General features: G+C 73.8%; 16 protein-coding genes and 1 pseudogene. 7 read left to right on the top strand and 10 right to left on the bottom strand.

Features of this window, described 5'->3' with window-relative positions; translation table 11 throughout:
* Positions 1–38: 38 nt before the first annotated feature.
* Genes KUV85_RS16575 through KUV85_RS16590 form a run of 4 tightly spaced genes read right to left on the bottom strand, consistent with a single transcriptional unit; the run spans position 39 to position 5,537 of the window.
* Positions 39–674: a hypothetical protein gene (locus KUV85_RS16575; protein ID WP_219960989.1), complete on the bottom strand. Its 636-nt coding sequence runs from the start codon at positions 672–674 to the stop codon at positions 39–41.
* Entirely contained in the window at positions 656–3,841 is a 3,186-nt protein-coding gene (locus KUV85_RS16580) for a hypothetical protein (RefSeq protein WP_219960990.1), read from the bottom strand. The genes KUV85_RS16575 and KUV85_RS16580 overlap by 19 nt, the downstream gene beginning before the upstream one ends.
* 56 nt (positions 3,842–3,897) lie before the next feature.
* Complete coding sequence (gene mshD / locus KUV85_RS16585; RefSeq protein WP_219960991.1) at positions 3,898–4,749, bottom strand: mycothiol synthase; 852 nt, start codon at positions 4,747–4,749, stop codon at positions 3,898–3,900.
* Between the two features lie 35 nt (positions 4,750–4,784).
* On the bottom strand, positions 4,785–5,537 hold the full coding sequence (locus KUV85_RS16590; protein ID WP_219960992.1) for a response regulator transcription factor: 753 nt from the start codon (positions 5,535–5,537) through the stop codon (positions 4,785–4,787).
* A 133-nt stretch (positions 5,538–5,670) separates the two neighbouring features.
* Here KUV85_RS16590 and KUV85_RS16595 point away from each other — a divergent pair, with 133 nt between their 5' ends.
* Positions 5,671–5,937, top strand: coding sequence for a MoaD/ThiS family protein (locus KUV85_RS16595; RefSeq protein ID WP_219960993.1), 267 nt, complete (start codon positions 5,671–5,673; stop codon positions 5,935–5,937).
* Positions 5,938–5,990: 53 nt separating this feature from the next.
* Positions 5,991–7,313 carry an O-antigen ligase family protein gene (locus tag KUV85_RS16600; protein ID WP_219960994.1) on the top strand — a complete coding sequence of 441 codons (1,323 nt, stop codon included), beginning with the start codon at positions 5,991–5,993 and terminating at the stop codon, positions 7,311–7,313.
* Positions 7,314–7,317: 4 nt separating this feature from the next.
* Here KUV85_RS16600 and KUV85_RS16605 read toward each other — a convergent pair whose 3' ends face one another.
* The 3 genes from KUV85_RS16605 to KUV85_RS16615 form a co-directional block, all read right to left on the bottom strand.
* Entirely contained in the window at positions 7,318–8,028 is a 711-nt protein-coding gene (locus KUV85_RS16605) for a sugar transferase (RefSeq protein ID WP_219960995.1), read from the bottom strand.
* 80 nt (positions 8,029–8,108) lie between these two features.
* Complete coding sequence (locus KUV85_RS16610; protein WP_219960996.1) at positions 8,109–9,356, bottom strand: glycosyltransferase family 4 protein; 1,248 nt, start codon at positions 9,354–9,356, stop codon at positions 8,109–8,111.
* A 5-nt stretch (positions 9,357–9,361) separates the two neighbouring features.
* Positions 9,362–10,339, bottom strand: a complete 978-nt coding sequence (locus tag KUV85_RS16615; RefSeq protein ID WP_219960997.1) for an NAD-dependent epimerase/dehydratase family protein — start codon at positions 10,337–10,339, stop codon at positions 9,362–9,364.
* 195 nt (positions 10,340–10,534) lie between these two features.
* Between KUV85_RS16615 and KUV85_RS16620 the strand changes: the two genes are divergently transcribed.
* Complete coding sequence (locus KUV85_RS16620) at positions 10,535–11,521, top strand: GDP-mannose 4,6-dehydratase (protein WP_219960998.1); 987 nt, start codon at positions 10,535–10,537, stop codon at positions 11,519–11,521.
* Here KUV85_RS16620 and KUV85_RS16625 read toward each other — a convergent pair.
* Entirely contained in the window at positions 11,494–12,414 is a 921-nt protein-coding gene (locus KUV85_RS16625) for a class I SAM-dependent methyltransferase (RefSeq protein WP_219960999.1), read from the bottom strand. The two genes, KUV85_RS16620 and KUV85_RS16625, sit on opposite strands and share 28 nt — an antisense overlap.
* A gap of 28 nt (positions 12,415–12,442) precedes the next feature.
* The gene (locus KUV85_RS16630; protein WP_219961000.1) at positions 12,443–13,510 is read right to left on the bottom strand and encodes a glycosyltransferase family 4 protein; all 1,068 of its coding nucleotides are present in this window, start codon (positions 13,508–13,510) and stop codon (positions 12,443–12,445) included.
* Between the two features lie 116 nt (positions 13,511–13,626).
* Between KUV85_RS16630 and gmd the strand changes: the two genes are divergently transcribed.
* From gmd to KUV85_RS17610, 3 genes are read left to right on the top strand one after another with little or no spacing between them, the layout of a single operon-like run.
* Positions 13,627–14,610 carry a GDP-mannose 4,6-dehydratase gene (gene gmd, locus KUV85_RS16635; RefSeq protein WP_219961001.1) on the top strand — a complete coding sequence of 328 codons (984 nt, stop codon included), beginning with the start codon at positions 13,627–13,629 and terminating at the stop codon, positions 14,608–14,610.
* On the top strand, positions 14,607–15,680 hold the full coding sequence (locus tag KUV85_RS16640) for a sulfotransferase family protein (RefSeq protein WP_219961002.1): 1,074 nt from the start codon (positions 14,607–14,609) through the stop codon (positions 15,678–15,680). The genes gmd and KUV85_RS16640 overlap by 4 nt, the downstream gene beginning before the upstream one ends.
* Before the next feature lie 45 nt (positions 15,681–15,725).
* On the top strand, positions 15,726–16,625 hold the full coding sequence (locus tag KUV85_RS17610) for a hypothetical protein (RefSeq protein WP_237690165.1): 900 nt from the start codon (positions 15,726–15,728) through the stop codon (positions 16,623–16,625).
* Between the two features lie 202 nt (positions 16,626–16,827).
* Here KUV85_RS17610 and KUV85_RS17700 read toward each other — a convergent pair.
* Positions 16,828–17,040 (bottom strand): annotated as a pseudogene (locus KUV85_RS17700) (putative quinol monooxygenase); the annotation flags it as partial.
* Between the two features lie 111 nt (positions 17,041–17,151).
* Here KUV85_RS17700 and KUV85_RS16650 point away from each other — a divergent pair.
* Entirely contained in the window at positions 17,152–17,919 is a 768-nt protein-coding gene (locus KUV85_RS16650) for an alpha/beta fold hydrolase (protein ID WP_219961003.1), read from the top strand.
* Positions 17,920–17,951: the final 32 nt, after the last annotated feature.

Here is a 17,951-nt window from a genome sequence, read left to right on the forward strand (position 1 = left end):
AGCGCCGAGGTGGGGCCCGGTGGCGCGTCGTCGACGGGTCAGAGGGAGGGGCGGTACTGCTGGACCTGTGCGCTGAACGCCGCGGCGTCGACCATGGTGGCGTCGACGCTGAAGGGGCCGGTGTGGCGCCGTGCGAAGGTGATGCGCCAGTCGCTGTCACCGGGGCGGCCGTGTTGCTCGACACGGGTGGCCTCGTGGCTGAGGTCGAAGCGGTACTTCGTGTCGCCCTGCTCGATGTGGACGATGCCGCGGGCGAGGTGGACGCTGACCGGCTCCACGCGGGTGGCGACGGCGGCGTAGGCCAGGCCCGCGGTGATGGCGGCCATGCCGATGCCGAACCAGGTGAAGAGGTTGCCGTTGAGGAAGGCCAGCAGGGTCACCATGGCGGCGACGATCGCGGTGGCGCCGAGGATGAGCGGCAGGGCTCGGGGGTCGCTGCCGTCTCCGGCGATGGGGCTGCCGGTGCTCTCGCCGCCCTCGAAGAGCGACAGGCCGTCGTCCTGCTCCCGGTCGGCCTGCTGTGCCAACTCACCGCGGGCGCGGGCGAGCTCGGTCTCGAGTTCGGCGATGCGGCGTTCGGCGGCCGCGGCACGTCGCGCAAGGGCGTCCCGCTCGGCCCGCAGCGCCGCGGTCTCGGAGTCGTCGGGAGGGCCGCTCAGAGGTTGGGTCGCCACTGGCGCACCGCCTGGGTGAAGGAGCCCGGGTCGACCATCGTCGCGTCGATGGTGATCGGGGCCATGTTGCGGCGCAGGACGAGGATCTTCCACCCGCGCTGGCCGGGCTCGCCGACCTGCTCGATCTCGGTGCCGGGGCTGGCGAGGTCGAACTCGTGCCGGTTCTCGCCCAGCGTGAGCTTGAGCCGGCCGCGGTCGTCGAGGTGGACGATGCGGGAGGAGTTGGTCATCCGCACGGCGAAGATGAGCAGCGCCACGGCGGCAACGGTCAGGCCGACGCTGAGGCCGAGGTCCGCGGTGAGCTCGCCGAAGTAGGCCTGGCGCCCCAGGACGCCGGCGCAGGCGAGGGCGGCCAGCAGGGCGATGGGGGCGAGGCTGTCGGAGCCGCGCTTGGCGTGGTAGCTGCGGTGGGTGGCGTCGACGGCCCCGACCGCGGCGACGGCGGCGTCCGGTGCCGGCTCGCTGCTGTCGTCCGCCGGTGCGGCCTCGTCGTCCCCGGTGAGGGTCTCGTCCACCTCCTCCGGCTCCGCCGCCGGGGTGGTTGCCGGTGCGAACGCGCTGGTGGCGGTGAGCGGGCGGTCCTCCGGTGCGGGTTCGGGCTCCGGGTCGAGGTCCGCGTCGAGCTCCGCCTCGGGAGTGGGCTCCTCCACGGCGTCGTCGTCGACCAGTGCTTCCTCGTCCTCGACCAGCGCCGACTCCTCGTCCGCGGGGAGGGGGGTCGGCTCGGCGTCGAGGTCCTCGACCTCGGGCTCGAGGTCGTCGGCCACGACGACCGGGACGTCGGTCTCGGGCTCCTCGGACGCAGTCTCGGGCTCGCTCGCCCCGTCGGCGGGCTCAGCGTCGATGTCCTCGGCCGGTTCCGGTTGCTCGGGGTCGACACCCTCCGCGTCCTCGGCGTCGATGATCGCCTCGAGGTCCTCGAGTCCGGCCAGGTCCTCGACGTCGTCGAAGCCGTCGGTCTCGTCGTCCTCGACCTCCTCGGCCGCCTCGACCTCCTCGGCCTCGTGGCGGTCCTCGGCCTCGTGCTGGGTCTCGTCGGCCCGGTCGACCTCGTCGGTGGCGAGCTCGGCTGCCAGGACCGGCTCGTCGGCGTCGAGGGAGGAGAGCGGATCGGTCAGCGGGTCCGCGGTCGACTCCGGCTCCACTGCCGGCTCGGTCACCTGCGGCCCCGCCATCGGCGCCGCGGCCGACGCGGCAGCGGCGGTCGTGGCCGTCGCCGCCCGCTCGGCGGCGGCGCGGGCCTCGGCGGCCTGCTGCACCAGCTCGGTGGCGCGTGCCTCGGCCTCGGCGCGGGCGACGGCCTGCTCCGCGGCGAGCTGCTCGGCGGCAGCGCGTGCCCGGGCGTGGGCGGTCGCGGCCTGCTCGGCCTCGATCCGAGCGCGCGCCTGGAGGGCGGCCTCCTCCTCGATCTGGATCAGCGAGGCCTGCAACGCTGCCAACCGGGCCTGCTGCTCGGAGGCGGCGTTCTCGTACTCGGTGAGGGCCTGTCGTGCGCGGTGCTCGGCGGCGTCACGGGCGGCCGTGGCCTCCTCGGCGGCGCTGGTCAGCTCGGTGACGCGCGCCCGGGCGGCCTCGCGCTCCTCGGCGGCGGCGCGGGCGAGCTCGGCCTGTTCGGCCGCGCGGGCCTCGGCCTCCTCGCGGCGACCGGACTCGGCGTCGACCAGCTGCGCCTTCTCGGCCTCGGCGCGTTGGTACTCCTCCTGCGCGCTGCGGGCGCTCGCCTCGGCGGCCTCCCGGGCCGCGACGGCGGCCTCGGCCAGCCGGACCTGTTCGGAGACCCGCTCCTCGGCCGCCGCACGTTCGGTGGCGGCCTCCTGGACCAGGCGCGCCTTCTCCGCCGCGTGCTGCTCGGCCTGCTCGGCCAGCGCACGCTCCAGCTCGGTCTCGGCCTGCTGGGCACGCGCCTCGGCCGCGTCGCGGGCTGCGGCAGCCTCCTCGGCGGTCCCGGTGAGCTCGGTGACGCGGGCCTGGGCGGCCTCGCGCTCCTCGGCGGCGGCGCGGGCGAGCTCGGCCTGTTCGGCGGCGCGGGCCTCGGCCTCCTCGCGGCGACCGGACTCGGTGTCGGCGGCCGCCGCCTGCTCGGCCAGGGCGCGGCGGTACTCCTCCTCGGCGGCCTGCGCCTTCTCGTCGGCGACACGCTGGGCCTCGGCGGCCTCCCCCCGCAGCCGGTCCTGCTCCGCGGCGTGCACCTCGGCCTGCTCGGCGAGGGCCCGCTTGTAGCTCGCCTCGGTCTCGGCGGCTCGCGCCTCGGCGGCCTCCCGCTCGCTCGCGGCGGCCTGCGCGGCCTCGGCCTGCTCGGCCGCACGCGCCTCGGCCTCCTCCCGCTCCTGCCGGGCGACCCGGGCGGCCTCGGCCTGCTCGGCGGCGCGTGCCTCCGCCTCGTCGCGGCGTACGCCGTCCAGTCGGGCGGCCTCGGCAGCGGCACGGTCGGCGTCCTCGCTGGCGCGGCGTTCGGCGGCGGCGAGTTCGGCGGCCTCCTGCTCGGCGGCATCGGCACGGGCCACGGCCGCGTCGGCCGCGCGCTGTCCGGCTTCCCTCTCGGCGGCGGCCTCCTCGGCGTCGCGCTTGAGCTCGATGACGTCGGCGACGGCGTCGTCGGCGGGCCCACCGCGGCGCCGCAGGCGTCCCAGGCCGCCGCGCTTCTCCTCGACGGGCAGCGGCTCGGCGAAGCCCTGGTCGAAGGCTGCGGCGATCACCTTGCGGTCGGCCTCGTCGTCACCGGTCGCGTCGGTGGCGTCGGTCGCCGGTGGCGTGGCGGGGGGAGTGGGCGGTGCAGCCGGAGTCGGGGGCTGCGTCGTCCGCGCCGCCGGTGCCTCCGGGCGGGCGGGCGCGTCGGGGAGCGCTGCGGCGCTCCAGTCGACCTGCTCGAACTCCTCCTCCGAGACCGTCACGGCGGTCCGGGGACGGTCGTGGCGCTCCTGCACGCGGCGGGCCACGTCGTCCTCGGGGGCCACGGAGTTGCTCTGGGCGCCCCGCTGGATGATCGCGGCGAGGTCGTCCTCGCCGAGTACGCCGACCTCGGGCTGGGCCTCCGCCGAGGCCTCGGCGGTGCCCTCCGCGCTCGGGTCCCGACGCTTGCGGGACAGCCCGAAGCGGCCGCGCCGTCGGCGCGCCGCGTCGTCCGGAGCCTCTTCCGGATCCGGGGAGGAATCCCTGACCGAGCTCATCGCGTCGATGCTATCCGTCGGGAGCGCTGGAGGACCACGAAACGCTCAACGAGCGGTCAGCCCCGGAGGTACTGCACGTGGGTGTCGGATCGGGCCCGGGTGAACCCGAGGTCGCCGTACAGCGTGGTGGCGGGCGTGTTGTCGCCCTCGACGTAGAGGTGGACCTCGGCGATGCCGCGCTCGGCGAGGTGGGCGAGCCCGGCCACGGTCAGGACGCGACCGAGGCCACGTCCCTGCGCGCTGGGCGCGACGCCCACGACGTACACCTCGCCGTGCTCGGCGTCGTGCCGCTTGGTCCAGTGGAAGCCCAACAGCTCGCCGTCCGGCGCGACCGCGAGCAGCAGGTCGTCCGGGTCGAACCACGGCTCGGCCATGCGCTGGGCCAGGCCGTCCCGGTCGAGGTCGCCCTGCTCGGGGTGGTCGGCGAAGGCGGCGGCGTTGACCGCCAGCAGCGCGTCCTCGTCGGCGCCCGGGCGGAAGGACCGGACGGTGACGTCGTCGGGCACGCCGGCCTGGGGCAGTGGCTCCGCGGTGGGCCGGCGCATCACCCACAGCTCGCGCACGCGCTCGAACCCGTACGCCGCGGCGAGGGCGGCCGCGCCCGGGTGGTCGCCGTGGGACCAGGCCGTGAGGCGACCGGGCGTCGCGGCCACCGCACGCCCGACGAGGTCCGCCCCGGTGCCGTGCCGGCGCGCGTGCGGGGCGACGGCGAGGTCGAGCTCCTCGTCGCGCACGACGGCGAACCCGTCCGTCGCGACCCAGTGCGGCAACGCGGTGAGGCCGTCGCGGACCAGCCGCAGGTCCGCGGCCTCGTCGAGCGGGTCGGGCTCGCCGGCGTCGCGACAGGCGCGGCGTACGGCCGCCACGACGGCGGTGGGGTCGACGTCAGCAGGGTCGGGGGTGCTCATCCCCGCGAGGATAGACCGCAGTGCGGGCCCGTCGGTCAGGCCTCGACGCTCTCGGTGGCGGGCGCCGTCGCGGTCGTCGCGGCGTCGCCCTCGACCTTCTCCTGCTCCTTGGCCGGGAGCACGAAGCGGTAGCCGACGTTGCGGACGGTGCCGATCAGCGTCTCGTTCTCGGGGCCGAGCTTGGCGCGCAGCCGGCGCACGTGGACGTCGACGGTGCGGGTGCCGCCGAAGTAGTCATAGCCCCAGACCTCCTGGAGCAGCTGCTGGCGGGAGAACACGCGGCCGGGGTGCTGCGCCAAGAACTTCAGCAGCTCGAACTCCTTGAAGGTCAGGTCGAGCGGGCGACCACCGACCTTCGCGGTGTAGGTCGCCTCGTCCACGGTGACCGCGCCGGAGCGGATCAGGTGGGCCTCGGGGTCGTCGGCGTCGCGGGCCGCGGCCGAACGCCCGATGGCGAGCTTGATGCGGGCCTCGAGCTCGGCGGGGCCGCAGGTGTGGAGCACCACGTCGTCCATGCCCCAGTCGTGGGCGACGACGGCGAGGCCGCCCTCGGTGGTGACCAGCAGGAAGGGCACCTCGGTGCCGGTGGTGCGGATCAGGCGGCACAGGTCGCGGGTCTGGGCGAGGTCCTGGCGGCCGTCGACCAGCAGCAGGTCGGCGTCGGGGGCCTCCAGCAGGGCACTGCCCTCGGCGGGGAGCACCTTGACCTGGTGGCCGAGCAGCGCGAGGCCGGGCAGCACCTCGGCGGAGGGTTGCAGTGCGCTGGTGAGAAGCAGCAGAGTGCTCATTCGGTGTCCTCTCTCCGGCGCGGGGCGCCGCGTCGAGAGACCGAAACACGTCGGTGGGCTCCGGCCACGGTGTGGTGACAGATGATGATACCGAGATCGTGACGACATCGGGGAGCAACGGACAGGAAAAGTGATGCAGACCATCCGACTGCGGTACTGGGCGGCCGCCCGCAGCGCCGCCGGCACGGCCGAGGACCTCGTCGAGGCCGACGCCCCGTGGACGCTCGCCGCCCTCGTCGCGGAGGCCGTACGCCGCCACCCCGGCACCCGGTTGGCCGACGTGCTGGCCGTGTGCTCGGTCCTGGTCGGGGAGGAGCCGGTCTCCACGCGGGTGCCGGACGAGGTCGAGGTCGGCCCCGGGGAGACCGTCGAGTTCCTGCCGCCGTTCGCGGGGGGCTGAGGGGCCGGCCGGGGTAGCATCGGCCGCCGGATCCGACGACACCCGGAGGAAGCGTGGTTCGCCTGTCTGGACGCGAGGTCCTCCTCGCGAGTGTCGCGGTCCTGGTCACCGCCGCCCTCGTGGCGGTCGCCACCCAGGGCCTGCTCTACGGTGCCGGCGCCCTCGCGGCGGCGGCCGTGCTGGTCCTGCTGCTGGTGCGCGGCGCCGAGACCGTCGCCATCGGGTTCCTGATGGGGGCGTTCGCCACCGCGCCGATGTATCGCGGCATCGAGCACCTCAGCGGCGGCGTCGCGACCCCGACCGACGTGCTGCTGATCCCGGGCATCGCCCTCCTGCTGCCCACGCTGCTGCAGCGGCGACTCCGGGTGCCGACGACCTACGTGGTCGCCGTGGGCCTGGTCGGCTGCTGGGGCCTGATCGGGTCGGTCGCCGGCGGGGAACCGGTGCTGAGCATCTTCCAGCTGGTGCAGTGGCTGTTCTTCCTCGGCGGCCTGCCGCTGGTCATCGCGTGGTGGCGACCCGATCGTTCGATCGTGGTGCGCCTGCTGTGGTCCTACCTCGCCGGCCACATGCTCAGCGTGGCCTACGCGCTCTACGAGGGCCGCATCTCCAACGGGCGGTTCAACGGCCTGACCCACCACGAGAACGCCTTCGGCCTGGCCGGCGTCGCGGCGATCGCGATCGTGCTGTTCCTGCTGCACGAGCACCGCGACCTGCGGGTGCGCGGGGTACTGCTGGCGATCGGTGCCGCGTCGGCGCTGTCGATCTCGATGAGCGGCAGCCGTGCTGCCCTGCTGGTCGCGATCGTGCTCGTGCTGATGGTGCCGGTGGTGGAGAAGTCCGCGGTGTGGGGCTTCTTCGTGGCCGCGGCCGTCGGGCTCGCCATCGCCGCCCTGCCGCTGATCGTGGGCAGCAGCGGCGACGACAGCGCCATCTCCCGCCTGGCCGGCGACGGCACCTCCGCGGTGGCCGACAGCCGTCGCAGCACGGTGCTCGACTACGGCCTGGAGCGCTTCGCGGAGTCACCGCTGTTCGGCAGCGGGCTGGTCAACGTCGAGGTCATCCACAACGGCTTCGTCGCGGTCGTGGTGGCGATCGGGCTGTTCGGGGCGCCGGCGTACCTCGTGGCGCTCTACGTCCTCGCCCGCCCGCTCTTCCTCGACCACCCGCTGCGGCGGCTGGGCTACCTGGTGTGGGCGTTCATCGGCTCCACCGCGGCGCTGCCCAGCCTCTACGACCGCACCCTGTGGGTGCCGATCTCGCTGGCGATCCTGCCCGCGCTCGGCCAGTTCCGGGGTGGGAGGGACCCCGACGCGGACGCGGTGCGCCCCGAGGTCGACGAGTCCCGTCAGGACGCCACGCCGGCCCAGCCCTGAACGGTCAGTCGACGGGGATGGAGCGGGTGCTGAGCTCGGGACGGGCCGGCAGCGCGACGCCGGTGGCCTTCGTGGCACCGCAACGCTGCACCAGGTCGAGGGCGCCCTGATAGGTGAGCGGCTTCTTGACGTGCAGCACGATCAGCACCGTGTAGAGCAGGATGAGGAAGTCCAGCCGCAGGCGGTAGCCGTGGCGGGCGGTCTGGCAGTAGGTCGCCTCGAGGTGGAGGCGCTCGTCGGCGCTGAGCTCGTCGCGCCCCACCAGCTGTGGGGGGCCGGTCAGCCCGGCGGGGGTGCCGAAGCGCTGGTCCACGGGGCCGTACTGCTGGCGCAGCGCCGCGTCGACCGCGGCCGTCAGCGGCCGGGCGCCGACGATGCTCATCTTCCCGCTGAGGACGTGGAAGAGCTGCGGGATCTCGGTGATGCCCCAGCGCTCGAGCAGGCGACCGACGCGCGTGTAGAGCGGGGAGTCGGCGGGGTGGTTGAGGAAGTGGTCGCCGGCCCGGCTGGCGTCGATGCGGTGGGCGTTGCGCACCATCACCCGGAACTTCACCATCTCGATCGGGCGGCGTACGCCGACCAGTCGCTCGGAGCGGTAGAAGATCGGGCGTCCCGAGGCGACCAGCACCATCAGCCCGGCGACCGCCACCACCGGCAACCACACGATCGCGGCGAGCGAGGCCACCACCAGGTCGAACGTCCGCTTGAACCCCATGTCGTCACCCTCACGTCCCCCGAGCGGTTTCGGCATCCTCAGTACGGGGTACAACGACGGGTCGGTCCCGGGGGTACGGGTCAGCTCGCGACGGTCTCCGGCTGCCGCCGGCGCTCCGGTTGCGGCTGCAGCCGACGGGCCGCCGAACGGCACCCGAGGATGTCCTCGAACCGGTCCACGCAGGCCGACAGTGCGAACTCCGCCTCGGCCAGCTCGCGCGAGCGCTGTCCGACCCGTGCCGCCTCCCCGGGGTCGGCGAGCACGCCGCACGCCCACGCGGCCGCATCGCCCACCGAGGAGCGCTCCGGCGGCAGGGCGCGACCGTCGGCGCGGGTGACCAGCTCCGAGGCGAGGTTCTCCGGCGGCATCAGGCCCAGCACCGGCCGACCGGCGCACAGGTAGGACAGCGTCTTGGACGGCACGGAGAACTCGCCCGCCTCGCGGTCGAGCAGCACCACCAGCACGTCCCCGGCGCCCAGCACCTCCGGCAGCCGCTCGTAGGGCTGGTAGGGCAGCAGCGTGAGCGGTACGTCGAGCCGCTCCGCCTCGCGCTCGAGGATCTCGCCGGCCGGGCCCTCGTTGACGACCACGAGCCGCACGTCGGTGCCGCGGTCGGCCACCTCCCGGGCGAGCTGCACCAGCAGCGCCGGGTTGTGCTTGAGCCCCAGCGTGCCGGAGTAGAGCAGCGTGCGGGTCTCGGACAGGTCGTGCTCGGCGGACCAGGAGTTGGCGCGATCGGTGGGGACGATCTCGTCCAGCGGCGCCCAGTTGGGGATCACGGTCACCTTGTGCGCGGTGCCCCACTTCTCGTGGACCGGCACGAAGGAGGACGCGATCACCACGATCGCGGCGGCCCGCCGCGAGCACCACTTCTCGGCGACCTCGAAGAGGGCGGCGACGACCGCGAACCGCTTGGGCAGCTTGGTGCCGGAGAAGGAACGCACCGCGACGGCGTACACGTCCTGGTGCCACAGCACCCACGGACGGCGCATCACCAGCATGGCGAGGGTGAAGATCACCAGCGTCGGGATCTGCACGTTGGAGACCAGGGTGATCTCGGGGCGGATCCGGCGCACCTCGGCGACCAGGTCGAAGCCGCGGGTGATCTCGCGCCACAGGCGGCGGAACAGGCGCATGTTGTCGACCGGCTCGTCGCCGCCGATGCCCTCGAAGGTGAGGTTCTCGCCGGGACCGGCCTCGAGCTGTCCCTTGCCGCAGACGTAGCCGCTGACGTAGGAGTGCGTGACGTCGTGGCCGCGTCGGGAGAGCTCACGGCTGAGCTGGGCCTGGAACGGGTGCCCGCTGTGGTCGTGGACCAGGATGCGCATGCCGATCAGCCCTGCGCCCGCTTCACCTGTTCGTGGATCCACCGGTAGGTGCGTTCCATGCCGTCGCGCAGGCTGATCGACGGCTCCCAGCCGTACACCTGCTGGATCATCGTGTTGTCGGAGTTGCGGCCACGCACGCCCTGCGGCGCGTCGAGCTGGTAGTGGCGCTCGCAGGTGATGCCCGCGATGTCCTCCACGATGGAGTAGAGCTGGTTGATCGTCACCAGCTCCGAGGAGCCGACGTTGACCGGCTCGGGGGAGTTGCCGGCCAGCACCAGCTGCGACCCCTTCACGCAGTCGTCGACGTACATGAAGGAGCGGGTCTGCTCCCCGTCGCCCCAGATCTCGATCTCGTGCCGGCCGCTGACCTCGGCCTCGGCGATCTTGCGGCACACGGCGGCGGGCGCCTTCTCCCGGCCCCCGGTCCAGGTGCCCTCGGGGCCGTAGACGTTGTGGTAGCGCGCGACGCGGGTCTCCAGGCCGAAGTCCTCGAGGAAGTGGCGGCACATCCGCTCGGTGAAGAGCTTCTCCCAGCCGTAGCCGTCCTCGGGCATGGCGGGGTAGGCGTCGGACTCCTTCAGGGCGGTCACCGAGGGGTCGGTCTGCTTGTCGGCGGCGTAGACGCAGGCCGAGGAGGAGTAGAAGTAGCGCTCGACGTCGGCGGCGCGGGCGGCCTCGAGCATGTGCGTCGAGGTCAGCACCGTCAGCATGCAGGCAGCCTTGTTGGCCTCGATGAAGCCCATCCCGCCCATGTCGGCGGCGAGCATGTAGACCTCGCCGGCGCCCGCGGTCTGCGCGAACGCGTCCTCGCGGCGGGAGAGGTCGGCACGGACGTTCTCGGCGTCCGGATGCACCTGGTACCACTGGTCGAGCGGCTTGATGTCGACCGATCGCACGCTCTTGCCCTGCCGGAGCAGGTCGGCGACGAGGTGACCTCCGATGAAGCCGCCACCGCCGGCGACCAGGACATCGACCGAACCCATGTGATTCTCCCTCTCGTCAGGCACGAGGCGGCAGGTCCTCCCCCGAGGGACACCGCGAGCCGGACCGGCCGGCTCGAGGTGGTCAACGACCCCGGTGCGGGCAAGTTACTGAGCCGTCAGGGTCCGAATCGCGGACAGTGATGTCGGTGATCGGCCGTGATGTCCGCGCGCGGGCCACGGCCTAGGCTGAGCGGCGTGAAGACCGCCCTCGTCACCGGCGCCTCCGGGCAGGACGGCCTCTACCTCGCCCGGCGGCTCTGCGCCGACAAGATCGCGGTGACCGGGACCGTCACGCCGGGCGGCGACGGCGCTCGCCGGGTGGCCACCTACGCCCCCGAGGTCGAGGTCGTGCCGCTGGACCTGCGTGACGCGGCCGCGCTGCGCGACGTCGTACGCCGCACCTCGCCCGACGAGGTCTACAACCTCGCCGCGGTGAGCTCGGTCGGGCGCAGCTGGGCCGAGCCCGAGCTGACCCACGCCGTGAACGCGACCGCGGTGGAGGTGCTGGTGGAGGCACTGCTCGAGCGGCGCGACCGCAGCGGGACCGAGGTGCGGCTCTTCCAGGCCTCCTCAGCCGAGGTCGACGAGCACGCCGCGGCGAGCCCGTACGCCCGCTCCAAGGCCGCCGCGGAGCGGGTCGTGCGCGCCGCGCGGGACGAGCACGGCCTCCACGCGAGCATCGGCCGGCTGCACATCCACGAGTCCCCGCTGCGCGCCGACGCCTTCGTCAGCCGCAAGATCACCCGGACCGCCGCGGCGATCGCGTGCGGCCTGGCCGACCGGCTCACGCTGGGCAACCTCGACGTGGTCCGCGACTGGGGGTTCGCCGACGACTACGTCGACGCGATCCGGCGCATGGTCGCCCTCCCGGAGCCGGCCGACCTGCCGATCGGCACCGGCCGGCCGCACGGGCTGGACGAGTTCGTCGCCACGGCGTTCGCGGCCGCCGGCCTGGGCGACCCGGCGGCGTACGTCGAGCAGGACCCGGCGCTGGTGCGGCCGGTGGACACGCCGGTGCTGGTCGCCGACCCGGAGCCGGCGGCGCAGGTCCTGGGCTGGCGGGCCCCGACGCGATTCGCCGACGTCGTGGGCCACATGGTGGCGGTCGACCTGGCCCGGCTGCGCAGCGGCGTCGCGGACCGGGCCGAGTACCTTCACCCGGTCAGCGGCCTGCGCGCGTAGGCGTCGAGCACGATGCGGGGTGCGGCAGGGCTGGCGACGGCGCGGTCCATCAGCCACGAGGCGGGCCCGAGGGTCCAGTCGGGCGGGTTCATCGAGGCCAGGTAGGCCCGCGACTGCAGCGAGTAGCGTGCGACCGGCTCGGTGCGCACGTCGGTGAAGCCGGCGCGCCCGAGCTGCGCGGTGATGCTGCGCTCGGTGTGCAGGATGCTGTGGTGCTCGGCGATGCGGCGGTCCGCGATGCGGCTCAGCCGCCCGCCGCTGGCGCGCTGCACCCACTGTGCGGCGCGGTCGGCGACGGTGCGCCGCGGCGTCTGCAGGAAGAGCACGCCGCCGGGGCGGAGCGCGGCGCGCACGTCGTGCAACAGCTGGTCGGCGTCGGGCACGTGGGCCAGCACGCACCACATGGTGATCGCGTCGATGTCGCCGTCGTGGCCGAGGGCGCCGAGGTCGCCCAGGTCGAGCGTGACCTCGTGGCGTTCCCGGGCGACGTCGATGGCGGCCGCCACGATCTCGTTGCCGCCGACGCGGAAGCCGAACTCGTCGCGCGCCACGGCCAGGTAGGAGCCGTCGCCGGCGCCGACGTCGTAGAGCAGCGGCGCCTCGGTGCCGGGACACGCCGAGCGCAGCCGGGCCGTGGTCGCCCGCCAGGCCTCGGGGCCGCTCTCGGGCCGCTTGATGTCGACCCAGTCGGCGAGGTCCTCACCCGACATGTCGGCCTCGGACACCACCTCGGTGCTCGCGGCGTCGGCGGTGGCCCAGTACGACGCACCGCAGCTCCCGCAGCGTGCGATGGCGCGCCCGGTCGCGCGGGAGCGGGGACCCAGCCGGATCGCGCTGCCCGCACAGGCGGGACACGTGGGGCGGGTGCTGGCCGAGCCGTACGACGAGAGCACCGGGCGACTCTAGCCGTGATCGGCCGGCTCAGGGCGAGAGCAACCCGGCGCGGACGGTCGCGGCGGTGCGGGCCCAGGTGAAGGACTCGGCGAACGCCTGCCCGGCGGCGAGCTGCTCCGGTGTCCGCGCCAGCGCGTCCTGCATCGCCGTCGCGAGTGCGTCGGGTGCCGCCGAGTCGGCGACAGCGGCGAACCCGCCGGTCACCTCGGTGAGGGCGGGGTCGGCCGAGACCACGACCGGGATGCCCAGCCGCAGCGCCTCGGCGGCCGGCAGCCCGAACCCCTCGAAGTCGGAGGGGAACACCACCAGCCCCGCGCCGGCGAAGACCTCACGGAACGCGTCGTCGTCCAGCCACGGCATCAGCTCGACGCGGTCCCCCAGGTCGAGGTCCTCGACCAGGCGGGTGGCCGCGGCGCGGTCCGCCGATCCCATGCCGACCAGCCGCAGCCGCCAGGTGTCCTCGGCGCGGCAGAAGCGCGCCCAGCCCTCGATGACGGCGTGGGCGTTCTTGTTGGCGAAGTGCCCGAAGGCCAGCGCGTACGGCGGGTCCGCCCGCTGCGTGGGCGGCCATGCGGTGACGTGGTCCGACCCCAGCACGGCGGCGACGCCGCGACCCGCCACGGCGCGGTGCCGGGTGCGCAGGTCGGTGAGGGTGCGCTCGGAGATGGTGAAGATGCCGTCGGCCCGCCGCAGGCTCCACCCCCACGACAGCCGCCGCGCCAATCGCTGGCCGCGCGAGAACTGTGCGGGCCGCAGCTCGTGGCGCAGGTCGTAGAGCAGGACGCCACGCGGCCGTCCGGTCGGGAGCAGGCCGCTGGCGGGCACCCCCGAGAGCACGGCGTCCGCGCCGACGTCGCGGGCGGCGCGGCGTACGGCCACCGTCCGCAGCCACAGTTGTCCGACGGGCCCGGACACCGGCGGGTGGGCCCGGGTCACCGCGACGCCCTCGGGCACCGCGAAGGACGGCCCGTCCGGTGCGGCGAGCACGGTCAGCCGGTCCTCGGGCGCGGTGGTGCGCCAGCCGCGCAACAGGTGCTCCACGACGATGGCGGAGCTGCCGGTGCGCACCGCGACCGCGTCGATCAACACGTGCATCGGTCGCGTCCTTCGGCTCGAGCTCAGCTGTCCGGGGTTCGGCAGCGACGCCGACACTACTGCGGTCAGCATGCTTCAATACACCGGCTCGCCCCCGACCCGGCAGAGGAGCCCTCGTGACCAAGAGCGCGTTGATCACCGGCATCACCGGCCAGGACGGCTCGTACCTGGCCGAGCTCCTGCTGGAGAAGGGCTACGAGGTGCACGGGCTCGTGCGACGGGCCTCCACGCTCAACCGGAGTCGGATCGACCACCTGCACCAGCACCCCGACCTGCACCTGCACTACGGCGACCTGACCGACGGCGTGAGCCTGGTGAACCTGATCCGGGAGATCACGCCCGACGAGGTCTACAACCTCGGTGCGCAGAGCCACGTGAAGGTGTCCTTCGAGATGCCGGAGTACACCGCCTCGACCGACGCGACCGGCACGCTGCGGCTGCTGGAGGCCATCCGGGCCGCCAAGCTGGACTGCCGCTTCTACCAGGCCTCGACCTCGGAGATGTTCGGCGCGACCCCGCCCCCGCAGGACGAGCACACCGCCTTCTACCCGCGGTCGCCGTACGGCGCGGCGAAGGTCTACGCCCACTGGGTGACGGTGAACTACCGCGAGGCCTACGACCTCTTCGGTGTCTCCGGGATCCTGTTCAACCACGAGTCCCCGCGCCGCGGCGAGAGCTTCGTGACGCGCAAGATCACCCTCGGGGTCGCCTCGATCAAGCTCGGCATCACCGACCACCTCACGCTGGGCAACCTCGACGCGGTCCGTGACTGGGGCTATGCCAAGGAGTACGTCGAGGGCATGTGGCGGATGCTGCAGCACGACGAACCGCAGGACTACGTGCTCGCCACCGGCGTCGGCACGACGGTGCGGGAGTTCTGCGAGTACGCCTTCTCCCACGCCGGGCTGGACTGGCGCGACCACGTCCGCCACGACGCGGCCTACGAGCGCCCCACCGAGGTGGACGCGCTGATCGGCGACGCGTCCAAGGCCCGCGACGTGCTGGGCTGGGAGGCCGCCACACACGCCGAGGGGCTGGCCCGGCTGATGGTCGACGCCGACCTCGAGCAGCTCGGCCGCCTGGTGGGCCGTCAGGCGTGACCACGCTGGCGCGGTTCGCCCGCCCGGGCCGGGACGACCTGGTCGCGGCGCAGTGCGACCTGTGCGTGCCGCCGGTGCTCTCCACGAGCACCCTCCCCGAGATGCGTCGGCTGGGCTGGACCCTCGCCGAGGACGGCCACCCGCACGACACGTGCCCGTGGTGCGGGTTGAGCGTGGCGCCGCGCGATCGCGTGGTGCGCAGCGGCAGTGCGGCCGTGGTGCCGGACCCGGACCTGCTGCCCAACCTGGTCGTGGTCGGTGCGGCGAAGGCGGGGACGACGAGCCTGCACACCTACCTGGACCTGCACCCCGACATCGAGATGTCGCAGGACAAGGAGATGCGCTTCTTCACCGACCCCGACTGCCGCGGCTGGGTCGGTCGCTACCAAGACTACTTCACCGGCACGACCCGCTACCGCGGCGAGTCGACACCGCAGTACACCAAGTGGCCGCTGTTCCCCGGCGTGGTGGACCGGATGGCCGACCTGGTGCCCGACGCGCGGCTGGTCTACCTGGTGCGCGACCCCGTCGAGCGCGCGATCGCGGAGTACGTCGAGGAGGTCACCTGGGGCGTGATCACCGAGGACTTCGACACCGAGGTCGCCGACGCCGAGGCGGCGTACCACCGGCTGGTGGCGCCGAGCCGCTACGCGACGCAGCTGCGGGAGCTGCGGCGCCGGTTCGCACCTGAGCAGATCCTCGTGGTGGACCTGGCCGACCTGGGGGAGCGCCGCGCGGAGACGCTGGGCACGATCTTCGACTTCCTCGACCTGCCCCGCCCCGCGCTGGGCGAGGACGACCTGGCGGCCCGCAACGTGTGGGGCGACAAGGGCGTCCATCCGCGGTGGTACGCCGCCCTGCGCCGGCCGTGGCTGGTCCGCGCGGTGCACCGGCTCCCCACCGGTCAGGTCGCGCGGCTGCGCGGCTTCGTCTCGCGCCGCATCGCCACGCCCGTCGAACGGCCCCGCCCCAGCGAGGAGTCGCTGGCGCGGCTGCGGGCCGTCCTCGCGCCCGAGGCCGCGGAGCTGCGCGAGCTCACCGGGCAGCGATTCGCCGACTGGTCGGTCTGAGGACGCCGGCCCTCGGGCACCGCAGGATGACCTAGATTGCCTCCCGTGCCCTCCCGCCTGCGCCACCTCGCCGTCAGCGCCCGCAAGCACGCCGAGTGGTTCGTCCGCGACCGGTTCCCGCACCGTCGGGTGGTCCGCGACGTCCAGGGGGTCCGCATGGTGCTGCCGTGGTCGCACCGGCTGCCCGACTACGCCGGCAACGGCCCCTACGGGCAGAACCTCGTCCAGCTGGCGCGACTGCTCGCCGAGCACGACGGCGAGCCGGTGTCGCTCCTCGACGTCGGTGCCAACGTCGGCGACTCCACGCTGCAGATCTGCCGGGCGACCGACGCGCGGGCGCTGTGCATCGAGGCCGACCCGTACTACATGGACTACCTGGCGGCGAACCTCGGCGACGAGCCCGGTGTCGAGATCGTCCACGCCCTGCTCGCGACGGGGGAGGAGACCGCGGCCGCCCGCACCGCGGTCCGCACCGGCGGCACCACGCGCTTCACCGAAGGCGCGGCCGAGGACGCCGTCGGGTCGCTGACGCCGTCCGCGCTGCGCACGGCGTACCCCGCGTTCGACCGGCTGCGGCTGGCCAAGTCCGACACCGACGGCTACGACGTCGAGCTGGTGCCCGCCATCGCGGCCGCGTGGGGCGACGTACGTCCGGTGCTGTTCTTCGAGTACGACCACCGGCTCTCCCGCCTCGCCGGCAATGACCCCCTCGAGGTGTGGCCGCGGCTGGCCGAGCTGGGCTACCGCGACGTCGCGGTGTGGGACAACGGCGGCGCGCTCGTCGGCCGGACGACCGTCGCGGACGTCCCGGACGCGACCGGCGCGCTGGAGGAGAAAGTCGGCGTCCGCGCCGTGTCCTACTGGGACGTTGCGGTGGTGCACGCCGAGGACGCCGCCGGACGCGCCGCACTGGACGAGCTCGCGCCGCCCTCGCGTCGACTCTGACCGCGTCCCGCCGGGGCGAGGCCTCGAGGGGGCCATCGGGACCATGGCACGCTCGGCCCTCCCCGCGAGGGTTCCCGTACCGGACGTGCTCCGCGGTCAGCCGACGTCGACCGGCCGCAGGGGTGGATGGCCACCTCGCCGGCGAGCAGGGGCTCGGCCGCGGCGAACGCTTCGGCGAGGTGCGGCGAGGTGCGGCGAGGTGCGGCGAGGACATGTGCGCGTCCAGCGCCGCCTGGTCCCGGTAGCGCTCGGCCATGAGGAAGGTGCCCGGCGCCGAGGCGGACTCGTACAGGTCGTAGGACACGACGCCCGCCTCGTGGCGGGTGGCCGCGATGAGGGTGCCGAGCGCGGAGCGCGCCTCGTCGACGGCCTCGGGCTTGACGGGGATGGTGGCCACGACGTGGATCTCGCTCATGGATCAGGTCCTCTCGGTCGGGAGACCGCTGTAGGACCGACCAACTCAACGGCGCGAGGATCCCGTCGTGCCCGTCGGCGAGCTAGCGTTCCCAATGTGACGTTGAACCACGTGAGGCGAGGGAGCGGCAGCCCGCTGTTGCTGGTGCACGGCCTGGGCGCTGGGTGGCGATCGTGGTCCCCGATCCTCGACGAACTGGCCGAGAGCCGTGAGGTGATCGCCGTCGATTTACCGGGGTTCGGCGAGACGCCGTCGCTGACCGGCGAGGTCTCGATCGCCACCCTGACCGATTCCGTCGCGGACTTCATCCGCGAACAGTGCTTGGAGGGGGTCTCGACCGTCGGTCAGTCGATGGGCGGTCGGATGGTCCTCGAGCTCGCGCGGCGGGGCCTCGGCGGCGACACCGTGGCGTTGGACCCGGGCGGCTTCTGGAGCGACCGTGAGCTCACCGTCTTCGGCGCCACGCTGCGACCGTCGATCGCTGCAGTCCGAGCGCTGCGGGGCATTCTGCCGGCCCTCCTCGGCAGCTCCGTGGGTCGGACCCTGCTGCTCGCGCAGTTGTCGGCACGGCCCTGGGCGCTGTCGCGAGAGACCGTGTTGCCGGACGTGCGCGGGTTGGCCGACTCTCCCTCGACGGGCGCTGCCCTGGATGCCCTGACCAAGGGGCCCAAGCAACAGGGCGCCCCGGCCGGCACCGTCCCGGGCCGGGTCACGATCGGTTGGGGTCGCCGTGACCTGGTCACCGTGCCCCGACAGGCGGCGCGTGCGACGGACCTGTTCCCCGACGCGGAACTGCACTGGTTCGAGCGGTGCGGCCACTTCCCCCAGTGGGACGCACCGCACGAGGCGACCCGACTGATTCTCGACAACACCGACTGAGGTCTGTTGCCGGGCCATCGCCGAGACGTCGT

The organism is Nocardioides panacisoli (assembly GCF_019448235.1).
In the GTDB taxonomy this organism is placed as follows: domain Bacteria; phylum Actinomycetota; class Actinomycetes; order Propionibacteriales; family Nocardioidaceae; genus Nocardioides; species Nocardioides panacisoli_A.